The sequence below is a fragment of the Mycobacterium sp. VKM Ac-1816D genome, assembly GCF_000416385.1.
Lineage (GTDB): Bacteria > Actinomycetota > Actinomycetes > Mycobacteriales > Mycobacteriaceae > Mycobacterium > Mycobacterium neoaurum_A.
In genome coordinates, this window is sequence record NZ_AOHQ01000136.1 from 49,052 (window position 1) to 62,364 (window position 13,313).

Below are 13,313 nucleotides of genomic sequence, written 5' to 3' on the forward strand. Positions count from 1 at the left end.
GGCAATGGCAGCGATATCCGAATCTCACGACAGCATCCCCGAGGCGCGCATCCTCGTCGTCGATGACGAGACCAACATCGTGGAGCTGCTCTCGGTGAGCCTGAAGTTCCAGGGATTCGAGGTGCATACCGCTGCCAGTGGTCCCGATGCGCTGGCCAAGGCCCGCGAGATCAAGCCCGATGCGGTGATCCTCGACGTGATGATGCCGGGTATGGATGGCTTCGGCGTGCTGCGACGCATGCGTGCCGACGGTATCGACGCGCCCGCGCTCTTTCTCACCGCGCGCGACAACCTGCAGGACAAGATCACCGGACTCACCCTCGGCGGTGACGACTACGTGACCAAACCGTTCAGCCTCGAGGAAGTGGTGGCACGGTTGCGGGTCATCCTGCGCCGGGTCGGCCGCGGTGTCGAAGAACCCAAGAACGCGCGGCTGAGCTTCGCCGATATCGAACTCGACGAGGAGACCCACGAGGTCTGGAAGGCCGGCGAACCCGTATCGCTGTCGCCGACGGAGTTCACGCTGCTGCGCTACTTCATCATCAACGCGGGCACGGTGCTGTCCAAGCCGAAGATCCTCGACCACGTGTGGCGCTACGACTTCGGCGGCGATGTGAACGTCGTCGAGTCCTATGTCTCCTATCTGCGACGCAAGATCGACACCGGTGACAAGCGACTGCTGCACACGCTGCGCGGTGTGGGGTACGTGCTGCGTGAGCCGCGCTAGGCCATCATTCATCCATGATCGGTAGATACCGGCGGGCGGTGCCGCTGCGCGTCGGGTTGGTGGCGGCGACGCTGGTGTTGGTGGCATTCGGACTGCTGGCCTCCGGTATTGCCGTCACGTCGATAATGCGCCACACCGAGATCAAGCGTGTCGATGACACCCTGCTCGAGGCGTCGGGCGGCTGGGCGCAGGCCCCGCACGCGTTCGCCGAACCGTTGCAGGATCCCAGCCCCGCGAATCCGCCGACGAACTTCTATGTCCGGGGGACCGACGCCGACGGCCGGATCCAGTTGGCCATCAACGACAGTGCGGCCGAACCCGTGCTGCCCGCGAGCAATGACGTCGGACCCGAACCCGTCACGGTCGGTTCCAAGGACGGCTCCGGCGTGCAATGGCGCGCGGTCACCGTCGGCGGTCCCGACGGGGAGCTGACCACGGTCGCCATCGATCTGACCGATGTGGAATCCAGTGTGCGCGCGCTGGTCTGGTCGCAGCTCGGGATCGGGACCGCGGTGCTGCTGGTACTCGGCGTCGTCGGCTATGCCGTGGTGCGTCGTAGCCTCAAACCCTTGGCCGAGGTCGAGGAGACCGCTGCCGCCATCGCCGACGGAGAACTGGACCGTCGTGTTCCGCAACGTGATCCACGCACCGAGGTGGGCCGGCTGTCGCTGGCGTTGAACGGCATGCTGACCCAAATCCAGCGGGCCATGGCGTCATCGGCGGAATCGGCGGAGTTGGCGCAACAATCCGAGGAGCGGATGCGGCGCTTCATCGCCGATGCCAGCCACGACCTGCGCACTCCACTGACGACCATCAGGGGATACGCGGAGCTGTATCGGCAGGGCGCGGCGCGCGATACCGAGATGCTGATGGGGCGTATCGAGAGCGAGGCGGGCCGGATGGGCCTGCTGGTCGAGGATCTGTTGTTGTTGGCGAGGCTGGACGAACAGCGTCCGCTGGAGCAGCGCCGCGTCGACCTGCTGGCACTGGCCAGTGATGCGGTGCACGACGCGCAGACGGTCGCCCCGGGGCGACCGATCGGGATGCAGGTCTTCGACGGACCGGGCACGCCGGAGGTGCTCGGTGACGAGGCCAGGCTGCGGCAGGTGCTGAGCAACCTGATGTCCAACGCGCTACAGCACACCCCGGAGAGCGCGCCGGTGACGGTGCGGGTGGGCACCGAAGGTGATGACGCGGTCATCGAGGTGTGCGATGCGGGACCCGGCATGAATCCCGAAGACGCCCAACGTGTCTTCGAGCGCTTCTACCGTGCGGACTCGTCGCGCACGCGGACCAGTGGCGGCTCCGGATTGGGGCTCTCGATCGTCGATTCGTTGGTGCTCGCCCACGGTGGCAGCGTGTCGGTGGACACCGCGCCCGGGCAGGGCTGCCGGTTCCGGGTCACCCTGCCACGGATCGTGGAGGCCGCGGTTCAGCTCAGCTGAGCCAGTGCCGCCGTGATCTTCGCCTGTGCCTCGTCGAGAGATTCCGGTGACGGATTACGGTCGACGCCCGCGAATCCGAAATCGCTGAGATCGCGGGCGGGGAACACGTGCACATGCAGGTGCGGCACCTCCAGTCCGGCGATGATCACCCCGGCCCGTTCGGCGTCGAAGGCCGCACAGACGGCCTTGCCGATCTTCTGGGCCACCGCCATCACCCGACCGAAGAGGGCGGGGTCGAGATCCTGCCAGTTGTCGACCTCGGCACGAGGCACCACCAGCGTGTGGCCCTGGGTCATCGGTTCGATGGTCAGGAACGCCACGATCTCGTCGTCCTCATAGACGAATCGGCCGGGGATCTCGCGGTTGATGATCATGGAGAAGACGGTCGCCATGGCATCGAGGCTAGTCCGTGGATCGCCTGCAATGCGCAGGCGGCACCATTAGCCTGACCAGATGCTTGGGCTGATGCAAGACCGGCCGTTGATGATCTCGTCGCTGATTGACCACGCCGCGACATTCCACGGCGACACCGAGATCGTGTCCAGGTTGCCGGAGGGCATGATCGCGCGGACCACATGGTCGGCTGTGCGGGACCGATCCAAGCAGGTGGCCAACGCCCTGTCCGAATTGGGCATCGAGTCCGGAGACCGGGTGGGCACCCTGGCCTGGAACAGTGACCGGCATCTGTCGCTGTACTACGGAGTTTCCGGATCCGGCGCCGTCCTGCACACCGTCAACCCGCGGTTGTTCGCCGAGCAGATCGTCTACATCATCAACCACGCCGAGGATCGGGTGTTGTTCTTCGACATCACCTTTGCGCCCCTGGTCGAGCAGATCGCACCGCAGTTGCAGACGGTGCACACCTACATCGCCATGACCGATCGCGACCATATGCCCGAGATCGACGTCGACCGGTTGGTGTGTTTCGACGAGTTGGTGAGCGCGCAGTCGACCCACTATCGGTGGCCCGAATTCGACGAACGCAGCGCCTCGTCACTGTGCTACACCTCGGGGACCACCGGTAACCCCAAGGGCGTCTTGTACTCCCACCGCTCGACGGTGCTGCACGCACTCGGTGCGATCCCGCGCGACAGCTTCGACCTGCACAGCGGATCGACCATCCTGGTGGTGGTCCCGATGTTCCACGCGAACGCCTGGGGCACTCCCTACACCGCCCCGATGGTCGGCGCGAAGCTCGTGCTGCCCGGTCCGCACCTGGATGGTGAGAGTCTGTATGAGTTGATGCGCGACGAAGGGGTCAACTTCACCCAGGGTGTGCCCACCGTGTGGATGATGTTGTTCTCCTACCTCGACGACCACCCCGAGATCGACCCGCACGAACTGCGGCTGGAGTTCGCAGGCACCGGGGGCGCGGCGTTGCCGCAGTCGATGATCGAACGCTTCGAACGGGATTTCGGCTCGGAGGTGGTGCAGGGCTGGGGGATGACCGAGACCAGCCCGCTGTGTGTGATCGGCAAGCTGGCGCCCCGGCACGCCCACCTGTCGGCTGCCGACAAGATGAAGCTCAAACTCAAACAGGGCCACGCCATCTGGGGTGTCGACATCAAGATCGTCGATGACGAGGGCAATCGACTGCCGTGGGACGGTGAGGCGTTCGGCGAGGTGTTCGTCCGCGGCCCGTGGATCGCCAGCGGTTATTTCAAGGGCGAGGGCGGCGACAAGCTCGATGCCGAGGGTTTCTTCCCCACCGGTGACGTCGCCACCGTCGACCCGGATGGTTACCTGCAGCTGGTGGACCGCGCCAAGGACGTCATAAAATCCGGCGGCGAGTGGATCAGCTCGATCGACCTGGAGAATGCCGCCACCGGGCATCCGGCGATCGCCGAGGCCGCGGTGATCGGTGTGCCGCATCCGAAATGGCAGGAACGTCCGCTGCTGCTGGTGGTGCGGCGGCCCGGACAGGATGCCTCCCGCGAGGAGATCCTGGACTATCTCGCCGAGCGGGTGGTGAAGTGGTGGCTGCCCGATGATGTGGTCTTCGTCGAGGAGTTACCGCACACCGCGACCGGCAAGCTGCTGAAGATCCAACTGCGCAAGGAGTACCGCGAGCACCGGTTGCCCGATAGCGCTAGTTGACGGCGGCGGCGATCTCCTCGACCGTCCACGGTGGCGCGTCGTGATGGTCCCGGTAGGCGACGAATGCCGGCTGCTGCCGATCGAACCGACCGACGAAACCCCCTGCGGCGATGAAGATCTGCCCGGTGATGTGGCGGGCGAGATCACCGGCCAGATACGCGTAGGTGGGTGCGACGTACTCCGGCGGACCGGCGTCGAGTGCCCCCTGCATGCTGACATCGTCGAGCAGCCCGCGCCGGTTCAACTCGACGATGTGCTGCTCATAGTCGGAGCCCGTCGACAACCGTGTCCTGGCACCGGGACACACCACGTTGGCCCGGACGCCATGCTCGGCGAGCTCCGCGGCGATCGCAAGGGTCAGGCTGTTGACCCCGCCCTTGCCCGCCGGGTACCCGGTGCCCCCGTAGTCGCCGAGGAAGGCGAACGAACTCGTGTTGACGATCGCACCCGAGCGCTGCCGCACCATATGGGGTGCGGCAGCGCGGCAGGTCTCGAAGGTGGTCAGCAGGTGCGCGTCCAACAGGTCCCGGAACTGTGCCGAGGTCACGGTGAGGATCGAGGATCCGGTGGGCTCGGCGGTGCCTGCGCAATTGATCAGGCTGTCGATCCGGCCGAACTCGTCGATGCACCGCCCGACAAGGGCGTCGGCCACCTCCGGGTCGGCAGGGGATCCCACGAAGCCGACACCCGAGATGCGTTCGGCGGCTTCGGCGACCGCATCGGGATCGCGGCCGTTGACGACCACGTCCGCACCCTGTGCGGCGAGCAGTTCGGCGACGCACAGGCCGACACCGCGGGTGCCGCCGACCACGACGGCACAGCTGTCTTCCAGCGGCCGCCCCGGAGTCCTAGCGATCGGGGGCCTCGGTGAAGGTCATGGCGTCCATGTTCCAGTAGCCGCGGAGGTTGGTGATCAGTCCCGCGTCGTCGACGCGGTAGGTGAACACGCCGCGGACCGTGGCGACGAAACCGTTGGGGAACGTCGTCTCCAGCACCAAGATATAGGCGATCTCGGTGGGGCTGCTCGACGGAAACGTCGCCTCACAGGTGACGCGCAGCCGGTTTGGGCCGATGTTGGTGTCGTAGAACGCCGCCAGTGCGGCCTTGCCACGCACCCCGGTGCCGTCGGGATTGGTAACCGCTTCGCCGATGGGATCTTCGACGACGATATCGTCGGCCATCAGCGCCAGCCAGCCCTCCCGGTCACCCGATTGCACGCAGCGCCACGAGTTCTGTGACGCCGCGACAACCGGGGAGACCGTGGTGTCCTGCGAGCTCTGGGTCATGCGTGGTTACCGGTCGGCGTCGGTGTAACGGATGACCCCGCGGATGTTGCGCCCTTCCAGCATGTCGGCGTAACCGTCGTTGATCTGCTCCAGCCGGTACTGCCGGGTCACCATGTCGTCGAGATTGAGACGCCCGGCCTTGTACATCGACAGCAACTGCGGGATGTCGTGGTGGGGATTGCCGCCGCCGAAGATGGTGCCCTGCAGACGCTTCTGCAACAGGGTCAACATGGACAGGTTGAGCTTGACGTCGTTCTCGGCCATGTTCGCCACCGCTGTGGCCACCACCGTGCCGCCCTTGGCGGTGATGTTCATGTAGTGGTCGATATCTTCGCCCTTGAGCTCACCCACGGTGACGATGGTCTTGTGCGCCATCCGGCCCTGGGTCACCTCCGCCACACCGGCCATGGCGCTGAAAATGTCCGGGTAGGCATGGGTGGCGCCGAATTTGAGTGCGTTGTCGCGCTTGAACTCGACCGGGTCGACGGCGAAGATGTTGCGCGCGCCGGCGTTCAGTGCGCCCTGCAGGGCACCGGTCCCGACACCACCGACGCCCACGATCACGACATCGTCACCGGGACGCACGTCGCCGCTGCGGACGGCCGAGCCGTAGCCGGTGGTCACACCGCAACCGACCAGACAGGCCACCTCGAACGGGATGCTCGGGTCGATCTTCACCACCGAGCTCTTGTGCACCACCATGTACGGGCTGAAGGTGCCCAGCAGGGTCATCGGGATGACCGGCTCGCCAGTCTTGACGGAGTGGATCCGGTGGGTGCCGTCGGAGACGGCCGTGCCTGCGAGGAGACCGGCGCCCAGATCGCACAGGTTGCGCAGACCCTCCTGGCATGCCGGACATTCACCGCAGGACGGGATGAACGACAGAACCACGTGGTCACCGGGGGCGATGTGCTCGACTCCGGGGCCCACCTCGGTCACCACGCCGGCGCCCTCGTGGCCGCCCAGCACGGGGAAACCGGCCATCGGGATGTCACCGGTCACCAGGTGGTGATCGGAATGGCACATGCCCGAGGCTTCCATCTGGATCTTGACCTCGTCCTTGACGGGGTCGCCGATCTCGATCTCCTCGATCGACCACGGCTGGTTGAACTCGTAGATGAGAGCGCCTTTTGTCTTCATGCGCATATGCCTTCCACTAGAACCGGTGCCCATCAGACTAGAGGCAGTAGTTAGGTACGTCACACCCACCCCCAAGCAACTGCTTGGCCGGGTGGTCACCAGAGGGGTACGGGTGCCTCACCGAGCGGGTAATAGCCCGGCAGCTTCTCGCCGGCCAGCGAGCGCTCGATGCGCTTCTGCATGGTCGGGGTCAGGTCGCCGGAAGAAATCAGCTTCATGAACGCCTTCTGCACATGCCCGAAGTCGAAGAAGTCACGCTGCCACTCGATCAGCAGATCGTCATTCAGGCGGAACCAGCTGCCGCCGATGCCGTAGATCTCGTCCTTACTACCGTCGCTCTTGTGGGCGATCTGCTTCCAGAAGCCGACGATCTCGTTCTGCTTCTCGTCGATGAGGGTCTTCTGGTACTCGTAGACCCAGTTCTCCAGCCCTTCCATCTCCAGTCCGAGCGCGACATCGCGGATCTCGTCCCGGTTGACGCACATGACGTCTTCCTTGGGGCCGATGTTCCAGCCGTACGTCGCGTCCTCGGTGTAGAAGTCCGCCATCGGCCTCCAGTCACCGGCCGCTTCGGCATCCCGGTTGGCCTGCAGCCAGCGCTGGACCCAGTCTTCGAGAGCTTCCCTTGACGCCATTGTCGTTGCCTTTCAGTTCTTTTCGATTATGGATAGAGCGCGGGTAGGGCACATGTCGACAGCCATCTCGACGGCGTCGCGCAGATCATCGGGCGGCTCGAGGTCGAGAACCTCGACGACACCGCGTTTGGGTACCCGGAAGACATCGGGTGCCTCCAGCTCGCACATGGCGTGGCCTTGGCACAGGTCCTCGTCGAGTTCGATGCGATAGCAACCCATTCGCGATCAGTCCCGGACTCGCCTGCGGTAGCGGACCTTCGCCGGCTGCGCGAGCTGAACGACCATCTTCGAGTGGTCGTTCTGATAGGTGTCGGCGGGCTGTGACATCTCGAACTCGTACTCGCGCAGCAGCACCGAGAAGATGGCCTTGATCTGCATCTGCGCGAACGCCGCACCGACGCAACGGTGCTTACCCGCGCCGAACGGGATCCAGGTCCACCGGTTGACCAGGTCCTCCTGGCGTGGCTTCTGATAGCGATCGGGATCGAAGGTATCGGGATCCGGGAAGTCCTCGGCGATACGGTTCGAGATCGCCGGGGAGGCGGCCACCATCTGCCCCTTGTGGATCGGGTAGCCCGCCACCTCGAACTCGTCCTGTGCGACACGCATCAGGATGATCAGCGGCGGATGCAGGCGCAGCGTCTCCTTCAGCGAGTTGTCCAGCTTCGGGATCTGGCGCAGGGCATGGAAACTCACCTCCTGGCCATCGGCGTAGAGCTCATCGAGTTCCTGCTGCACCTGGGCGTACACCTCGGGGTTGCGCAGCAGTTCGATCAGCGTCCAGGAGGAGGTGCCCGAACTGGTGTGGTGCCCGGCGAACATCAACGAGATGAACATGCCGGTGACCTCGTTGGCGGTGAAGCGGGGTTCGCCCTGCTCATCCTTGATCGAGACGAGCACGTCGAGCAGATCGCGATCCTCTTTGCCCTTGGGCGGGTTGGCGATCCGGCCGTCCATGATCTCCTGGACGAGCGCAACCAGCTTCGCCCGCGACTCGTCGCGGATCCGGAAACTCTCGATATCGAGATAAGGATCGACGTAGCAGAGCGGATCGGTGCCACGCTCCAGCTGGTGGTAGTAATGGGCGAACCGGCTGTCGAGTTGCTCACGGAACTTGAGGCCGATGAGGCAGGCCGTCGAGGTGTAGATCGTCAATTCCGAGAAGAAGTCCAGCAGTTCGATCTCGCCCTCATCGCCCCAGTCGGCGATGATCTTCTTCACCTCGTTCTCGATGGTGGCCGCGTGGCCCTTCATCTGTTCACCGCGCAGAGCGGTGTTGTGCAGCATCTCGGCGCGACGTTCGGGGTCGGCGTCGAACACCACACCCTCACCGAAGATCGGCGTCATGAACGGATAGGCCTCGGCCTGGTTGAGCTCGGCGTCACTGGAGCGGAAGAAGAACTCGTTGGCCTCCGAGCCGGACAGCATGACGACCTGCTTGTCGACGAGCTGGAACCACCCGACGTCGCCACATTCCGCGCGGACCCGCTGCATCAGTCCGATCGGATCGGTACGGAACTCCTCGAGATGACCGTGCTCTTCCTCGCCACCTGAAACACGTTCTACTTCCTTCAGATCAGCCATTCTGCGGCATCCCTTCCTCGCCGAGGGCGAGCTTCTGGCGGTCTTTCACATCGGCCAGCGGGGCCTCGGGCTGCAGCTCCATGTTGGCGATGAAGCCGCCGCGCGGTGTCTCGGCGACGAACGTGATGGCCCGTGCGAGGTCGTCCGCGCGCAGGAAGTAGTCATGTCGGGCTTGGCCCCATTTGGCCCAGTCCTCCAGGGCGGGCCCGATCAACTCGGCGGGCAGGCTCCAGCCCATGGACGTCTTGGTCGGTCCGGGGTGCACGATCGAGGCACGCACGCCGGTGCCCTCGAGCTCCATCTGGTAGTTGTTCACCATCGCGACGAGGGCGGCCTTGGCCGCGCCGTAGGCGCCCATGTGCGGGCGTTGCCGCAGCGAGACGTCGGAGCCGACGAAGATCAGGTCACCGCGCCGGCGTTCGATCATCCCAGGCAGGACGGCGGAGGCGACGCGGTTGGCGCCGATCAGGTGGATCTGCACCTGGGAGTCGAACTGCTCGGTGCTGATCGAGTCGAGCTTGCCGAAGTAGGTGTCGCCTGCACCGGCGACCAGGACCTCGATATCACCGAGTTCGGTGGTGGTCTTCTCGACGGCCGCCTTCACCGAGTCTGGGTCGGTCACGTCGAGGTGCACCGCGATGGCCTCGCCGCCGTCGTCGCGGATCTTGCCGACGATCTCGTCGAGCTTCTCCACCCGGCGGGCGCCGAGCGCGACAGGAAAGCCGTTGCGGGCAAGCCGGATCGCGGTTGCTTCGCCGATGCCGGAGGAGGCGCCGGCCACCAGCGCTGGTCGCCGTTCGGGCAGGGGATCGAATCTGGGCATCTACGTCAGGAACCTTTCAAGCCGCTCAACGGAGGGTGACGGTCATCGGGAGGTGGGCGAATCCGCGCACGCTGCTGGAGTGGACGCGGACGGCGTTGTCCTCGTCGACCTCGTAACCGCGGATTCGTTTGAACAACTCGGTCAACGCCACCCTGGCCTCCATGCGCGCCAGGTGGGCGCCAAGGCAGAAGTGCGCGCCGCTACCGAAACTCACCGTCTTCGAACCGATCTCGCGGTCGATGCGGTACTCGTCGGGATTCTCGAAGACCCGCTCGTCGCGATTGGCCGAGCCGATCAGCAGCACGAGCACATCGCCGGCCGGGACGGTGGTGTCGTAGAAGGTGAGGTCATCGACGACGGCGCGGGCGAGGATCTGACTGGATGCGTCGTAGCGCAGGGTCTCCTCGACCCAGGGCGTCACCAGGTCGTGGTTGTCGAAGACCGGTGCCAGCTGGCTCGGATTCTTGTGCCCCCAATAGGCGGCATTGGCAAGCAATTTGGTGGTGGTCTCGTTCCCGGCGACGACCATGAGGAACAGGAAGGCCATGATCTCGTCGTCGGTGAGTCGGTCACCGTCGATCTCCGCCTCGACCAAGGCAGAGGTCAGGTCATCGGAGGGACGCTTGCGGCGCTGTTTGACCATGTCCGCGTAGTACATCAACAGTTCGCCGGAGGCCGCGATGGCCGAATCGGGAACGTCGGCAACCCCGTCCTCGCGGTGCATCACCGCGTCGGCCTGGGCGCGGATACGGACCCGGTCGGAGTCCGGAACGCCCATCAACTCCGAGATGACATCCATCGGCAGCTTGCCGGCGAACTCGTCGACGTAGTCGAAGGTGTTGCTCTGCAGGGCGGTGTCCAGATGCTGGTGGGCGATCTCGGTGACCCGGCCCTCGAGCTCACGGATGCGTCGCGGGGTGAATCCCTTCGACACCAGGGTGCGCAGCCGCAGGTGGCCGGGATCATCGAGGGCCAGGAACGACATGACCCGGTGCGCCTCGTCGTTTCGTGAGATCGGGTCCAGTGCGACGCCGTGCTTGTTGGACAGCGCGACGCTGTTGCGGAACCCCGCGACGACATCCTGATGGCGTGACAACGCCCAGAACTTGAGCTCTTCGTTGTGGTAGATCGGGGCCTCGTCGCGCAGCCGCTTGTAGTACGGGTACGGATCCTCGTGGAAGTCGTAGCTGTAGGGGTCGAGTATCAGATCGACCGTGGGAGAGCTCATCTGGCGCCGCCTGGGCTCATGGTCATTGATCCTCTCCGAGGATGAGGCCGACGACATAGGTGAGTCGGTCGGCGATCTGGTGGTAGGTGAAGGCGCCGCTGCCGGCGTTGACAAGCGCACCGAAGAACGTCATCTCCAGGGCTGAGACGATCCGGGGATCGGCGTCGGGGCCGACCGCCGAACGGATGCGCTTGTGGATCTCGGTACCGATGCGGTCGCGGACGGTGCGGACCGCGGGATCGCTGCTGCCACTCAGCAGGGCGGTGGTGCAGGCGGCGGCCAGATCGGGCTCGTCGGCGACGACGAGGGTCAGGGCGCGCACGGCCTTGTCGACCCTGGTGCTCATGGCGTCGTTGACATCGGTGAAATAGGGCACCTGCTTGACGAGGTCGAGGTACACCTCGGCGATCAGATGGTTCTTCGACGAGAAGTAGGTGTACGCCGTCGCTGGGGCGACCTTGGCCCGCGCGGCGACCGCACGCACCGTCAGGTCGGCATAGGAGGTCTCGCGCAGCATCTCCATCCCGGCCGTCATGACCTTGCGAAAGGTCTCCTCCTGGCGGCGGTTGCGCGTCGTCTCCGCCGGACCGCCGCTCACGCTGTCTGTGACAGTCACCACCGAATCGCTGGACACATGTCCAAGTTATCCGACGGGGTGGCTGGTGAGCAAGCTCTGGATCGAAATATGCACTACAGAGCCACTAATGGCGACCACTTCGCCCCGCTGGTGGCGGCCGCTCTTGCCACCGTCATGGCCGTGCGGCTATGGTTCGTTGAAATGTCGCCGGACAGTTGTCCAGGAAATCGCTAGGAGTGGGATGTCGATTCTGGCCGATCGCGAAAGCCGATTGCTCATCGACGGCAAGCTCGTCGACGGCAGCGGCGGGACCTTCGAGACGGTCAACCCGGCCACCGAGGAGGTGCTGGGTGTCGTCGCTGACGCCGACGAGTCCGATATGAGTGCGGCGATCGGCGCCGCGCGCGTCGCCTTCGACGACACCGATTGGTCGACCAACACCGAGCTGCGGGTGCGCTGCCTGCGCCAGCTGCGAGAGGCGTTGCAGGCCAACATCGAAGACCTGCGGGAGTTGACGATCTCCGAGGTGGGTGCGCCGCGGATGCTCACCGCCGGTGCCCAACTGGAAGGTCCCGTCGACGATCTGGCCTTCTCGGCAGATACGGCGGCGGGCTATCAGTGGCGCACCGATCTCGGGCACGCCACCCCGCAGGGCATGCCGACCAACCGCGTGGTGGCCCGCGAGGCCATCGGTGTCGTCGGCGCCATCACCCCGTGGAACTTCCCGCACCAGATCAACCTCGCCAAGATCGGACCGGCGCTGGCCGCGGGGAACACGCTGATCCTCAAGCCGGCGCCGGACACCCCGTGGGCGGCTGCGGTGCTCGGCGAGATCATCACCGAGCACACCGATTTCCCGGCCGGTGTCATCAATATCGTCACCTCCGACGATCACGGGGTGGGGGCGTTGCTGTCGAAGGATCCGCGGGTGGACATGGTGTCGTTCACCGGCTCGACCAACACCGGTCGCGCCGTGATGACCGATGCCGCGGTCACCATCAAGAAGGTGTTCTTGGAACTCGGCGGGAAATCCGCGTTCGTGGTGCTCGACGACGCCGACCTGGCCGGCGCGTGCTCGATGGCGGCCTTCACCGTGGCCATGCACGCCGGGCAGGGCTGTGCGATCACCACCCGCCTCGTCGTGCCGCGCGCGAAGTACGACGAGGCCGTCGAGGCCGCTGCCGCGACGTTGGGTGGGATCAAGCCGGGGGACCCGAACAGCAAGCGCACCGTCTGCGGACCCGTGATCTCGGCGCGTCAACGCGACCGCATCCAGGGCTACCTGGATTCGGCGATCGCCGAGGGCGGCCGGTTCGCCTGCGGCGGAGGCCGCCCCGCGGACCTGGATCGCGGCTTCTTCATCGAGCCGACCGTCATTGCCGGACTGGACAACTCGGCCAAGGTTTCCCGTGAGGAGATCTTCGGCCCGGTGCTGACGGTCATCGCCCACGACGGTGACGATGACGCGGTGTGCATCGCCAACGATTCGCCCTACGGGCTTTCAGGCACCGTCTTCTCCGGTGACGACGCCCGCGCCCAGGCGGTCGCCACACGGCTGCGGGTCGGCACCGTCAACGTCAACGGCGGCGTCTGGTACTCCGCGGACGCCCCGTTCGGCGGCTACAAGCAGTCCGGGATCGGCCGCGAGATGGGTGTGGCCGGTTTCGAGGAGTATCTGGAGACCAAGCTCATCGCCACGCTCGCGACCTGAGTCGACTGGCCACTTACGACACGCAATAACGGTCATACCGTGCAATAACTGGCCACTCGG

General features: G+C 65.3%; 14 protein-coding genes. 4 read left to right on the top strand and 10 right to left on the bottom strand.

Annotation, left to right across the window (positions count from 1 at the left end; all coding sequences use genetic code 11):
* Positions 1-4 precede the first annotated feature (4 nt).
* Both G154_RS13995 and G154_RS14000 read left to right on the top strand, forming a co-directional pair.
* On the top strand, positions 5-727 hold the full coding sequence (locus G154_RS13995; protein WP_019511049.1) for a response regulator transcription factor: 723 nt from the start codon (positions 5-7) through the stop codon (positions 725-727).
* A 14-nt stretch (positions 728-741) separates the two neighbouring features.
* A complete protein-coding gene (locus G154_RS14000) occupies positions 742-2,172 on the top strand; it encodes a cell wall metabolism sensor histidine kinase WalK (protein ID WP_023986302.1) in 1,431 nt (476 codons plus the stop codon).
* On the opposite strand, the gene G154_RS14005 is transcribed toward G154_RS14000, so the two are convergent.
* Entirely contained in the window at positions 2,160-2,564 is a 405-nt protein-coding gene (locus tag G154_RS14005) for an HIT family protein (RefSeq protein ID WP_019511051.1), read from the bottom strand. The two genes, G154_RS14000 and G154_RS14005, sit on opposite strands and share 13 nt — an antisense overlap.
* Positions 2,565-2,625: 61 nt before the next feature.
* On the opposite strand from G154_RS14005, the gene G154_RS14010 reads away from it, so the two are divergent.
* The gene (locus tag G154_RS14010) at positions 2,626-4,269 is read left to right on the top strand and encodes a long-chain-fatty-acid--CoA ligase (RefSeq protein ID WP_019511052.1); all 1,644 of its coding nucleotides are present in this window, start codon (positions 2,626-2,628) and stop codon (positions 4,267-4,269) included.
* Here G154_RS14010 and G154_RS14015 read toward each other — a convergent pair.
* From G154_RS14015 to G154_RS14055, 9 genes are all read right to left on the bottom strand, one after another.
* Positions 4,262-5,080: an SDR family NAD(P)-dependent oxidoreductase gene (locus G154_RS14015; protein ID WP_019511053.1), complete on the bottom strand. Its 819-nt coding sequence runs from the start codon at positions 5,078-5,080 to the stop codon at positions 4,262-4,264. The two genes, G154_RS14010 and G154_RS14015, sit on opposite strands and share 8 nt — an antisense overlap.
* A gap of 37 nt (positions 5,081-5,117) precedes the next feature.
* Positions 5,118-5,555, bottom strand: a complete 438-nt coding sequence (locus G154_RS14020; protein ID WP_019511054.1) for a nuclear transport factor 2 family protein — start codon at positions 5,553-5,555, stop codon at positions 5,118-5,120.
* A 6-nt stretch (positions 5,556-5,561) separates the two neighbouring features.
* Positions 5,562-6,695, bottom strand: a complete 1,134-nt coding sequence (locus G154_RS14025) for an NDMA-dependent alcohol dehydrogenase (RefSeq protein ID WP_023986301.1) — start codon at positions 6,693-6,695, stop codon at positions 5,562-5,564.
* 95 nt (positions 6,696-6,790) lie between these two features.
* Complete coding sequence (locus G154_RS14030; protein WP_019511056.1) at positions 6,791-7,330, bottom strand: nuclear transport factor 2 family protein; 540 nt, start codon at positions 7,328-7,330, stop codon at positions 6,791-6,793.
* Positions 7,331-7,342: 12 nt separating this feature from the next.
* Entirely contained in the window at positions 7,343-7,549 is a 207-nt protein-coding gene (locus tag G154_RS14035) for a ferredoxin (protein ID WP_019511057.1), read from the bottom strand.
* A gap of 6 nt (positions 7,550-7,555) precedes the next feature.
* Positions 7,556-8,914: a cytochrome P450 gene (locus G154_RS14040; RefSeq protein ID WP_019511058.1), complete on the bottom strand. Its 1,359-nt coding sequence runs from the start codon at positions 8,912-8,914 to the stop codon at positions 7,556-7,558.
* Positions 8,907-9,737 (bottom strand): SDR family oxidoreductase, encoded by an 831-nt coding sequence (locus G154_RS14045; protein WP_019511059.1) that lies wholly within the window; start codon positions 9,735-9,737, stop codon positions 8,907-8,909. The genes G154_RS14040 and G154_RS14045 overlap by 8 nt, the downstream gene beginning before the upstream one ends.
* A gap of 25 nt (positions 9,738-9,762) precedes the next feature.
* Positions 9,763-10,965 (bottom strand): cytochrome P450, encoded by a 1,203-nt coding sequence (locus G154_RS14050; protein WP_019511060.1) that lies wholly within the window; start codon positions 10,963-10,965, stop codon positions 9,763-9,765.
* Between the two features lie 22 nt (positions 10,966-10,987).
* Positions 10,988-11,599 carry a TetR/AcrR family transcriptional regulator gene (locus G154_RS14055; RefSeq protein WP_019511061.1) on the bottom strand — a complete coding sequence of 204 codons (612 nt, stop codon included), beginning with the start codon at positions 11,597-11,599 and terminating at the stop codon, positions 10,988-10,990.
* A gap of 184 nt (positions 11,600-11,783) precedes the next feature.
* On the opposite strand from G154_RS14055, the gene G154_RS14060 reads away from it, so the two are divergent.
* Entirely contained in the window at positions 11,784-13,253 is a 1,470-nt protein-coding gene (locus G154_RS14060) for an aldehyde dehydrogenase (protein WP_019511062.1), read from the top strand.
* The last annotated feature ends 60 nt before the right edge of the window (positions 13,254-13,313 follow it).

Bases quoted from the DNA above. Each gene is read 5' to 3' on its own strand.
- G154_RS13995 (WP_019511049.1), top strand. From the start codon at position 5: ATGGCAGCGATATCCGAATCTCACGACAGCATCCCCGAGGCGCGCATC.
- G154_RS14000 (WP_023986302.1), top strand. From the start codon at position 742: ATGATCGGTAGATACCGGCGGGCGGTGCCGCTGCGCGTCGGGTTGGTG.
- G154_RS14005 (WP_019511051.1), bottom strand. From the start codon at position 2,564: ATGGCGACCGTCTTCTCCATGATCATCAACCGCGAGATCCCCGGCCGA.
- G154_RS14010 (WP_019511052.1), top strand. From the start codon at position 2,626: ATGCTTGGGCTGATGCAAGACCGGCCGTTGATGATCTCGTCGCTGATT.
- G154_RS14020 (WP_019511054.1), bottom strand. From the start codon at position 5,555: ATGACCCAGAGCTCGCAGGACACCACGGTCTCCCCGGTTGTCGCGGCG.
- G154_RS14025 (WP_023986301.1), bottom strand. From the start codon at position 6,695: ATGAAGACAAAAGGCGCTCTCATCTACGAGTTCAACCAGCCGTGGTCG.
- G154_RS14030 (WP_019511056.1), bottom strand. From the start codon at position 7,330: ATGGCGTCAAGGGAAGCTCTCGAAGACTGGGTCCAGCGCTGGCTGCAG.
- G154_RS14035 (WP_019511057.1), bottom strand. From the start codon at position 7,549: ATGGGTTGCTATCGCATCGAACTCGACGAGGACCTGTGCCAAGGCCAC.
- G154_RS14040 (WP_019511058.1), bottom strand. From the start codon at position 8,914: ATGGCTGATCTGAAGGAAGTAGAACGTGTTTCAGGTGGCGAGGAAGAG.
- G154_RS14045 (WP_019511059.1), bottom strand. From the start codon at position 9,737: ATGCCCAGATTCGATCCCCTGCCCGAACGGCGACCAGCGCTGGTGGCC.
- G154_RS14050 (WP_019511060.1), bottom strand. From the start codon at position 10,965: ATGAGCTCTCCCACGGTCGATCTGATACTCGACCCCTACAGCTACGAC.
- G154_RS14060 (WP_019511062.1), top strand. From the start codon at position 11,784: ATGTCGATTCTGGCCGATCGCGAAAGCCGATTGCTCATCGACGGCAAG.